10 protein-coding genes are annotated in these 6,789 nt (G+C 28.1%); 6 read left to right on the top strand and 4 right to left on the bottom strand.

The window, feature by feature from the left end; genetic code table 11:
• Both ACTTA5_RS03520 and rsmA read left to right on the top strand, forming a co-directional pair.
• Window positions 1-765: 4-hydroxythreonine-4-phosphate dehydrogenase PdxA (locus ACTTA5_RS03520; protein WP_440647968.1), on the top strand; the 765-nt coding region annotated here is incomplete at its 5' end.
• The gene (rsmA, locus tag ACTTA5_RS03515; RefSeq protein ID WP_440647966.1) at window positions 762-1,547 is read left to right on the top strand and encodes a 16S rRNA (adenine(1518)-N(6)/adenine(1519)-N(6))-dimethyltransferase RsmA; all 786 of its coding nucleotides are present in this window, start codon (window positions 762-764) and stop codon (window positions 1,545-1,547) included. The genes ACTTA5_RS03520 and rsmA, both read left to right, overlap by 4 nt.
• Here rsmA and gmk read toward each other — a convergent pair.
• The 4 genes from gmk to fabD are packed head-to-tail and all read right to left on the bottom strand — an operon-like array spanning window position 1,536 to window position 4,126.
• A complete protein-coding gene (gmk, locus tag ACTTA5_RS03510; protein WP_440647964.1) occupies window positions 1,536-2,168 on the bottom strand; it encodes a guanylate kinase in 633 nt (210 codons plus the stop codon). The genes rsmA and gmk overlap by 12 nt on opposite strands.
• Window positions 2,169-2,176: 8 nt before the next feature.
• Window positions 2,177-2,416 carry an acyl carrier protein gene (locus ACTTA5_RS03505; RefSeq protein ID WP_008544320.1) on the bottom strand — a complete coding sequence of 80 codons (240 nt, stop codon included), beginning with the start codon at window positions 2,414-2,416 and terminating at the stop codon, window positions 2,177-2,179.
• A gap of 49 nt (window positions 2,417-2,465) precedes the next feature.
• Window positions 2,466-3,203, bottom strand: a complete 738-nt coding sequence (gene fabG, locus ACTTA5_RS03500) for a 3-oxoacyl-[acyl-carrier-protein] reductase (protein ID WP_440647962.1) — start codon at window positions 3,201-3,203, stop codon at window positions 2,466-2,468.
• Window positions 3,200-4,126, bottom strand: a complete 927-nt coding sequence (gene fabD / locus ACTTA5_RS03495) for an ACP S-malonyltransferase (RefSeq protein WP_440647960.1) — start codon at window positions 4,124-4,126, stop codon at window positions 3,200-3,202. The genes fabG and fabD overlap by 4 nt, the downstream gene beginning before the upstream one ends.
• A gap of 86 nt (window positions 4,127-4,212) precedes the next feature.
• On the opposite strand from fabD, the gene rpsF reads away from it, so the two are divergent.
• The 4 genes from rpsF (at window position 4,213) to ACTTA5_RS03475 (ending at window position 6,782) form a co-directional block, all read left to right on the top strand.
• Window positions 4,213-4,566, top strand: a complete 354-nt coding sequence (gene rpsF / locus ACTTA5_RS03490) for a 30S ribosomal protein S6 (RefSeq protein ID WP_440647958.1) — start codon at window positions 4,213-4,215, stop codon at window positions 4,564-4,566.
• On the top strand, window positions 4,566-4,838 hold the full coding sequence (rpsR, locus tag ACTTA5_RS03485; protein WP_262589558.1) for a 30S ribosomal protein S18: 273 nt from the start codon (window positions 4,566-4,568) through the stop codon (window positions 4,836-4,838). Before rpsF ends, rpsR begins: the two co-directional genes overlap by 1 nt.
• Entirely contained in the window at window positions 4,838-5,296 is a 459-nt protein-coding gene (rplI, locus tag ACTTA5_RS03480) for a 50S ribosomal protein L9 (RefSeq protein ID WP_440647956.1), read from the top strand. The genes rpsR and rplI overlap by 1 nt, the downstream gene beginning before the upstream one ends.
• 67 nt (window positions 5,297-5,363) lie before the next feature.
• Complete coding sequence (locus tag ACTTA5_RS03475) at window positions 5,364-6,782, top strand: replicative DNA helicase (RefSeq protein ID WP_440647954.1); 1,419 nt, start codon at window positions 5,364-5,366, stop codon at window positions 6,780-6,782.
• Window positions 6,783-6,789: the final 7 nt, after the last annotated feature.

Below are 6,789 nucleotides of genomic sequence, written 5' to 3'. Positions count from 1 at the left end.
AGTCTCGTGGGCTCATCTATAAATTTAATTAATATAAATTACAGTCAAGCCAAAGCTTTTGGTAAAATATCTAATAAAACAAATATATTTATCAACAATTGCTTCAAAATGGCATTCAAATTGATCAAAGAAAAAAAAATTACTAGATTTATTAATGGACCAGTATCAAAAAAACATTTTTTAAATAAAAAGTATTTAGGGATAACAGAATTACTTACAAAAAAATTTTCGAAAAAAAAAACATGCATGTTGATTTTTAACAAAAAATTATCAGTATGCCCTGTTACCACTCACTTACCGATAAAATTTGTTTCAAGAAAAATAAATCAGAGTAACATAAAAGAAAAAGTTATTTTGATACAAAGTTTTTATGAAAATGTTTTGAACAAAGTGCCTAAGATAGGCATATTGGGTCTCAATCCCCATTGTGAAAGTATTTCAAAATATAATGAAGATGAAAGAATTATAAAGCCTTTGATAAATAAAATGAGAAAGAATGGTTATAACTTGAAAGGCCCACTTTCAGCTGATACTGCATTCATAAAAAGCAATCGTAAAAATTTTGATGTTATAATTGGAATGTATCATGACCAAGTATTAACTCCAATAAAAACTATTTTTGAGTATGACGCAATTAATATTACGTTAGGATTGCCCTTTTTAAGAGTTTCTCCAGACCATGGACCAAATGAAAAAATGATGGGGACAAATTTGTCAAACCCATTAAGTTTAATTCAGGCAATAAAATTTTTAGATAAAAATTGATTAAAGCAAAAAAAAGTTTAGGCCAAAATTTTCTTATAGACCATGGAATTCTAGAAATGATTGTAAATACTATTGATATTGAAAATAAAACTATATTAGAAATTGGCCCTGGCACAGGAAATTTAACAAATTATATTTTAAAAAAAAAACCTAAAAAAGTTTTAGTGGTCGAAAAAGACAATAATTTTGCAGAGGCTTTAAAAAATAAATATTTAAATAATTTAGAAGTAATTAACGATGATATTTTAAATATTAATGAAAGTAATTTGTTTGAAGAAAAAATAATTGTCTTTGGTAATTTGCCTTATAATATTTCCACTGAAATATTAAGTAAATGGATAATTAACTTAAGTGATAATTTCTGGTTTGAAGCTCTTATTTTAATGTTTCAAAAAGAAGTTGCGGATAGAATTACAGCAAAAATTAACAGCTCAAACTATGGAAGATTGTCTGTTTTAGCTAATTGGAAATTAAATATAATCAAAATTTCAGATATTAAACCAAGTTCTTTTAAACCAAAACCAAAAGTTGACAGCTCCTTACTTTTTTTCACTCCAAAAATAGATTTTTTCAAAATTAAAAATCCTAAAAATTTAGAAAAAATTACAAGAATTTTTTTTAGCAATAGAAGAAAAATGATAAAAAAACCTTACAATAAAATTTTTAATGGTGACCTGAGAGTTTTAGAAAAGCTTAAAATAAATCTTAATTTAAGACCTCAAAACTTAAATTTTGAAACTTATTATAAATTAACTGAAGAGTATGAAAAATTAATTGGTTAATTTATCAACATGATCTCTAATAAAATTTAAATCATAATCTTTAGAGCCATAATTAATTTCAGCATCTATTAAATTTGAAATTTTTTCGAAACATTTATTGATATCATCGTTAATGACTACATAATCGTAATTTATCCAATGTAAAACATCTCTTTCGAATTGTTGCATTCTTTCTTCAGCAATTAATTTATCTTTCATATCTCTATTTGAAAGTCTTTTAAACAAAACCTCCTTACTTGGTGGAAGGATAAAGAAAGTAATTAATTTATAATCTAATTTTTTATTTTTAATTTGATCAGCACCTTGCCAATCAATATCAAATAAAACATTTTTTCCTCCACTTAAATTATTAATTACTGGAGTTCTTGTTGTGCCATATAAATTGCTAAACACTTTTGCATATTCAAGAAATTCTTCGTTTTTTATTAATCTTTTAAACTCTTCATCTTCAACGAAGAAATAATCCTTATTATGCTCTTCACCAGGTCTTGGGTTTCTTGTAGTATGTGAAATAGATGTGACAAAATTGTCTTTTTTTGACAATAATTTTACTAGTGTTGTTTTTCCTGCTCCAGACGGAGAGGAAAGTATAATCATGACCCCATCATTTTTTAAGGGCATTGAAATTTCTAGTTAGCTTTTCCTTCGATAAACTTAACTGCATCTCCCACAGTTAAAATTTTCTCAGCTTCACTGTCTGAAATTTCAGATCCAAATTCTTCTTCGAAAGCCATCACTAACTCAACAGTATCTAAACTATCAGCTCCTAAATCATCTATAAAACTCGATTCTTCAGTTACTTTAGCTTCATCGATACCTAAATGGTCTGCTACAATTTTTTTTACCTTACTTGAAACGTCTTCTGACATATTGATCCTTTTTTGTTATATTTCGTTAATAGTTTAAAAAGCTATTTTGTCAAGCCATATACATGCCACCATTAACATGCAGGGTTTCACCATTAATATAGCTAGATTGATCTGAGCATAAAAAAACTACAGCATTTGCAATATCATCAGGCTCACCAAGGCGTGCCGAAGGTATCTTCGATATGATAGTTTCTTTAAACTTTTCATCTATCTTATCTGTCATCGCAGTTTTGATAAATCCTGGCGAGATACAATTAACGTTAATATTTTTCTTGGCATATTCAATTGCCAAACTTTTTGACATAGCTACTATGCCTGCTTTAGATGCGGTATAGTTAGCTTGGCCTAAATTTCCTGTATGTCCAACAACAGAAGTAATATTAACTATTTTTCCAGATTTGTTTTTTAACATTTTTTTTATAGCAAATTTACTCATCAAAAATGTTGACGTTAAATTAACATCAATCACTTGTTTCCAATCATCCAAACTCATTCTAATTGCCAAGTTGTCTTGTGTGATACCTGCATTATTAACTATACAATCCAAACTACCACCTAGTTCTTTTGTTGCATTTTCAATGAATTCCTCAATTTTTTCACTTTGAGATATATCAAACTTTAAAATATTTATTTTTTCAAATTCCTTTTTTAACTCTTCAAGTTTCTGGATTCTTGTTCCTGAGGCTAAAATATTAGCACCACTTTGATATAATTTTTTTACAATTGAATTTCCTATTCCTCCAGATGCGCCTGTAATAATTATATTTTTATCATTTAAATCATTCATATTTTTAAATTTTCAATATCCTCTATACTGTTAATCGCATTAATTTTCACTTCTCTATTAATCCTTTTTACTAAACCTGACAGAACTTTCCCAGGTCCAATTTCTATAAAATGATCAACATCACTATTTATCATATTTAAGACGCTCTCTCTCCATCTTACTCTATTTTCAATTTGTTTTATTAATAGTGATTTTAAATCTTCAGTACTTGCAACAGGTTCGGCTGTTACATTTGAAATTAACTTATTTCTTCCATCAGAAAATGAAATTTTGTTCAATTCTTCTGTCATAATCTCTGTTGCTTTACTCATAAGGCTACAGTGAAAAGGAGCACTCACTGGAAGTTTTATATTTTTAATTGAATTCTCTTTTAATACTTCAATTAATTTTTCTAAATCTTGAGTTTTTCCACTCAAAACTATTTGCCCTTCTGAATTATCATTTGCTATTTGTGATATAAATTTTGACTCATTATCTTTGAATATTTTTTCTATTACTTCAACAGTTGAACCCAGTGCAGCAACCATACCACCCTCACCCTTTGGCACAGAATTTTGCATAGCATCACCTCTGATTCTTAAAATTTTTAAAGTTTCTGCAAAGTTTAAATACCCAGCGCAAGATAAAGCGGAATACTCACCTAAAGAATGTCCAGCAAAATATTTTGCTTTATTTAGATCAATATTAAATTCTTTTTTAATAACGTTAAATATAGAATAACTTATTAAAAAAATTGCCGGTTGTGTGTTTGCTGTTAAATCAAGCTCTTCTTTAGGTCCTTCTAATATTAGCTTTGAAATTGAATAATTTAATGTTTCATCAGCCTCTTTGAATAGGCTTTTAACAAGCTCAAATTTGTCATAAAACTCTTTTCCCATTCCAACTATTTGAGATCCTTGACCTGGAAATATTACTGAAAACATATAAAAATATTACTAATTTTGTGTTTTTATCTATTGTAATTGAACTTTTATAATAGTATATCCTCACATTTTATTAAAGAACTTAAATGAACTTATACGAACATACTATAATAGCTAGACAAGATACATCTCCAAGTGAGTTGAAGCAGTTAACTGATAAGTATTCAAAAATTGTTGAAAAAAATGAAGGCGAAGTTGTAAAAACTGAGAACTGGGGCCTTCTAAACCTTTCTTATTTAATTAAAAAAAATAAAAAAGGAAGTTACATTCACTTTAAGATTAAAGGTAAAGGTAAAGTAGTTGAAGAATTGGAAAAAAGTGAAGCTATCGATAAAAAATTATTAAGATATCTAACAGTAAGAGTAAAAGAGTTTGATTTAGATGCAAATTACTTTGGAAAAAAAGATGATAGTGAAAACAAAGAAAGTAACAAAAACTAATGCCAAAAAGACAAAGTGGAAATAAAAAAGGAAAACAAAGCAACTTTGCAAAATTAAGTATTTTTCAACCAAATAAATATAAATTTAAAAAAACTTGTCCACTTTCAGTAAAAGGTGCTCCTAAAGTTGATTATAAAAACATAAAACTCTTAAAAAGATATGTTTCAGAAAATGGCAAGATTTTACCATCAAGAATTACAAACGTATCTCAAAAAAAACAAAGAGAATTATCTTTATCTATTAAAAGAGCAAGAAACCTAGCTTTAATATAATGAAAGTTATTTTATTAGAAAACGTTAAAAGAATTGGATCTGTAGGAGAAGTAATAGACGTGAAGAGAGGTTTTGCTAGAAACTTTTTGATTGCAAACAAAAAAGCTCTTTATGCTTCAAAAGAAAACATAAAAGAAGTTGAAAAAATAAAAGCTGAATTATCTAAAAAAGATAATGAAAGAAAACAAGAAGCAGCTAAAATTGCAGAACAAATAAATAACAAAGAATACTCTGTTCAAAAATTAAGTACCGAAAATAATGAACTTTATGGTTCAGTGAAACCGACTGAAATTTCAAAACTTATTCAAAAAGAAAATAATATTGAAATCAAACCTTCAATGATACAACCAGTTGAAGAAATTAAATCTTTAGGAAAATTCAAAGTTAAAATTTCTTTACACTCTGAAGTTGATGCTGAAATAGTAGTTAACGTTACCTCAGCTGATACAATTCAATAATTATACATTCTTTTCAACAGCTAAAAATTAAAATTTAAATAATAATTTTTTTCTGTAAATTTATTTTATGGAAAACAACTTAAGCATAGTTAAAGATAAATTCAAAGAATTACCAAACAACATTGAAGCAGAACAATCTGTAATTGGTTCAATACTAGTGAGCAATGATATTTTTGATGAGGTTAATACAATTATTTCATCTATTAATTTTTATGATCCTATGCATCAAAAGATATTTGATGCCATCGAAAGCCTTATCTACAAAGGTATGCTTGCTAATCCCATTACTTTAAAAAATTATTTTGAGGATGAAAAAGATGAAATCAATGTTCCAGAGTATTTAGTAAAAGTAACTAAATTTTCCACATCTGTTAGACAAGCAGTAGAATATTCAAAAATAATATACGATATGTTTGTAAGAAGAGAGCTAATAAAAATTTCTGAAGAAACTATAGATAGTGCAAAATTAAATGACCTTGATACTAGCGGTCAAACCATAATTGAGAATTCTGAAAGACAATTATTTGATTTGGCTGAAAAAGGATCTTTCAATTCTTCTCTTATAAAATTTGATGATGCAATGAAACAAACTATAGAGATGGCTTCAGCTGCATATAAAAATGAGGAGGGAATTGTTGGAGTTCCAACAGGTCTCAGAGATTTAGATGATAAACTTGGAGGTTTGCACCAATCTGATTTGATCATTATCGCTGGTCGTCCATCAATGGGAAAAACCTCACTTGCAACAAACATTGCATTCAATGCTGCTCAAAAACTACAAGATAGTGGTAAAAAATCTTCTATAGCTTTTTTCTCTTTAGAAATGTCATCTGAACAGCTTTCAACTCGTATTATCTCAGAACAAGCAAGAATTAGCTCAAACGATATTAGAAGAGGAAGAATTTCTGATGATCAGTTTGATAAATTTTTAGAAACTTCAAAAAATATTGCTGAACTCCCACTTTATATTGATGAAACACCAGCTATTAGCATTGCAGCACTAAGTAACAGAGCAAGAAGAATTAAAAGACTATTTGGATTAGATATGATTGTTGTCGATTACATTCAGTTAATGAGAGGAACAACCTATAATAAAGACGGTAGAGTTCAGGAAATCTCTCAAATTACTCAAGGTCTTAAAGCGATTGCAAAAGAACTTGCTGTTCCAGTTGTTGCACTTTCACAGTTATCAAGACAGGTTGAACAAAGAGATGATCACAAACCTCAATTAGCAGATTTAAGAGAATCAGGTTCAATTGAACAGGATGCTGATGTTGTAATGTTTGTTTACAGAGAAGGATATTATCTATCTAGAAAAGAACCAAGAGAAGCAACTGTGGAACACGCTGAATGGCAAGCAAAAATGAATGAAGTAGCACACTTAGCGCAAATTATAATTGGGAAACAACGACACGGTCCAATTGGTAATGTTACACTTGAGTTTGAGGAAAGATTTACCAAATTTAAAGATACTCAAACTAATTAATTTCCAA

The sequence above is a fragment of the Candidatus Pelagibacter sp. HIMB1521 genome, assembly GCF_052047875.1.
In the GTDB taxonomy this organism is placed as follows: domain Bacteria; phylum Pseudomonadota; class Alphaproteobacteria; order Pelagibacterales; family Pelagibacteraceae; genus Pelagibacter.
Note: the sequence above shows the minus strand (reverse complement) of the source record. Positions and strands in the feature narration are given on the sequence as shown.

What these genes read in the sequence shown, in the direction of transcription:
- gmk (WP_440647964.1), bottom strand. Translation starts at nt 2,168, where the DNA reads ATGCCCTTAAAAAATGATGGGGTCATGATTATACTTTCCTCTCCGTCT.
- ACTTA5_RS03505 (WP_008544320.1), bottom strand. Translation starts at nt 2,416, where the DNA reads ATGTCAGAAGACGTTTCAAGTAAGGTAAAAAAAATTGTAGCAGACCAT.
- fabG (WP_440647962.1), bottom strand. Translation starts at nt 3,203, where the DNA reads ATGAATGATTTAAATGATAAAAATATAATTATTACAGGCGCATCTGGA.
- fabD (WP_440647960.1), bottom strand. Translation starts at nt 4,126, where the DNA reads ATGTTTTCAGTAATATTTCCAGGTCAAGGATCTCAAATAGTTGGAATG.
- rpsF (WP_440647958.1), top strand. Translation starts at nt 4,213, where the DNA reads ATGAACTTATACGAACATACTATAATAGCTAGACAAGATACATCTCCA.
- rpsR (WP_262589558.1), top strand. Translation starts at nt 4,566, where the DNA reads ATGCCAAAAAGACAAAGTGGAAATAAAAAAGGAAAACAAAGCAACTTT.
- rplI (WP_440647956.1), top strand. Translation starts at nt 4,838, where the DNA reads ATGAAAGTTATTTTATTAGAAAACGTTAAAAGAATTGGATCTGTAGGA.
- ACTTA5_RS03475 (WP_440647954.1), top strand. Translation starts at nt 5,364, where the DNA reads ATGGAAAACAACTTAAGCATAGTTAAAGATAAATTCAAAGAATTACCA.